Raw genomic sequence first — 2,010 nt, forward strand, 5'->3', positions numbered from 1 at the left:
GTATCCGCTCCATAAACCCCGTCTTCCTTTGACGAGTTGCGGTGATCAGGATGCGCTCGTCGGCGGGCAGTTCCACGGCAACAGCGCTTCGAAGTCTTCGATGCTGTTGGCCGCCGGCAGGCGTTCGAGGATGTAGCGCAGCCAGACATAGGGCTCCTGCCCGTTGGCCTTGGCGGTTTCGATCAGGCTGTAAATCTGCGCGCTGGCCATGGCGCCCTTGGGTGTGTCGCTGAACAGCCAGTTCTTGCGGCCGATCACGAAGGGGCGAATGGCGTTCTCGGCACGGTTATTGTCGATGGGCAGATGCCCGCCTTCGACATAGCGCACGAGCCGGCTCCAGTTGCTGGCTAGGTAGTTCACCGCCTTGCCCAGGGCGTTCTGCGCGGTCACTTGCGGCTGAGTCTTGTCCAGCCAAGCCTTGAGCTGTTCCAGGATCGGCAGGCTGCGCTGCTGGCGTACGGCATGGCGTTCCAGGTCGCCGCTGTCCTTCTGATCGCGCTCGATGCCATAGAGCTTGTTGATCCGGTTCAAGGCCATGTCGGCGCGTCCGATCTTGCCCTTGGGCTGCACCTTCTGCGCGTCGATGAACTTGCGTCGGGCGTGGGCCCAGCAGGCCAGGCGCTCGATCCCTTCTTGCGCGGCCACGGCGTTGTAGCCGGCATAGTCATCGGTCATCAGGTAGCCGCGATAGCCGGCGAGCAGATGCAACGGTACGTCCTGCGCACGGCTGGTGCTGTAGTCGAACAGGACGACAGGTTTCTCCGGCGGGCCACCGCTCTGCACCCACATCCAGGACTGCGCCGTGGGATCTCGCCCGGGTTCATGCAATACCTGCAGTCGGGTTTCGTCGCAGTGCAACACCGGGTAGCCCAGCAACTGGTCGCGCATGAGATTGAGCAGGGGCTGCAACTGTTCGCCGGACTGGATCACCCAGCGCGCCAGTGTCTGGCGGGGGATGTCGATGCCATGGCGGCTGAGCATCTTCTCGAAACGATACAGCGGGATGCCATCGGCGTACTTGGTGGTCAGCAGCATGGCCAGCACACTGGGGCTGGCCAGGCTTTTCTCGATCAGTTGGGCTGGCTTGTCGGCGGTGACCGGGGCGGTTTCGCAGGCCTTGCAGGCGTAGGTCTTGCGGATATGGCGGATCACCCGGACCTGCATCGGGATGATCTCCAACTGCTCACTGGTCTCTTCGCCGATCACCTGCTTGCAGGCGCCGCAGGCACAGGTGCGCTCGTGCTCAGGCAGTTCATGGATGATCTCCACGCGCGGCAGGTCAGCCGGGAGGGGCTTGCGCTTGCCGCGGCGCTTCACGGGGGCAACGACCTCTTCGGCTTCGACCTCACCTGATCCGCCGGCAGGCTCTTCGAGCAGCTCTTCAGCCTCGTTGAACATGGCCAGCTGAGGGGAGTCGGCATCCTCGGGGCTGCGCTCGGACTTTGGCGAGAACAGTTTGTGGCGCAGCAGAGCGACTTGCTCCTGCAATTGCAGAACCAGGGCCTTGAGCAGGACGGGATCGTCGGGAAGGGAGTCTGCGCCAGATTTCATGGCGCCGGATTATACCGGCTCAGCTCACAAAACGCGGGGTCAACACCTTGTGTGGCTGGTTGCCCCAGAGGTCAAAACCGGCCAGCAGCTGATTCAGTTCCCGCACCGTCAACACGATGGGCTCTTCAGCATTGGGCTTGGTCTTGAAACGCTCGGCCTGCAGGCGCTTGAGCCACAGACAGAAGCCGTTGCGTTCCCAGTAGAGGATTTTCACCCGGTTGCGTGATTTGTTGAGGAAGACGAACAACACCGGGTCGAACACAGCCACCTTGATATCCAACTCCACCAGGGCCGCCAGACCATCAATAGACTTACGGAAGTCCACTGGCTTCGGATAGAGATAGACAGCTTTGACCTTGGCGTCCGGACGCATCATGACGGGGCTCCACTGGGAAAATGGGAGCCCAGCATCCGGAAGCAGGCAGTTCAAATGAAGGTGGGGTTTGTGGAGCGCTTACG

2 protein-coding genes are annotated in these 2,010 nt (G+C 61.8%); both read right to left on the reverse strand.

All coding sequences use genetic code 11. The features are described 5' to 3' along the window. Positions 1 to 45 precede the first annotated feature (45 nt). Positions 46 to 1,551 (reverse strand): IS66 family transposase, encoded by a 1,506-nt coding sequence (gene tnpC / locus CHC02_RS29740; protein ID WP_089394941.1) that lies wholly within the window; start codon positions 1,549 to 1,551, stop codon positions 46 to 48. 19 nt (positions 1,552 to 1,570) lie between these two features. After that, on the reverse strand, positions 1,571 to 1,927 hold the full coding sequence (tnpB, locus tag CHC02_RS29745) for an IS66 family insertion sequence element accessory protein TnpB (RefSeq protein ID WP_244906825.1): 357 nt from the start codon (positions 1,925 to 1,927) through the stop codon (positions 1,571 to 1,573). Positions 1,928 to 2,010 lie beyond the last annotated feature (83 nt).

It is taken from the genome of Pseudomonas delhiensis, from assembly GCF_900187975.1.
Classification (GTDB): domain Bacteria; phylum Pseudomonadota; class Gammaproteobacteria; order Pseudomonadales; family Pseudomonadaceae; genus Pseudomonas; species Pseudomonas delhiensis.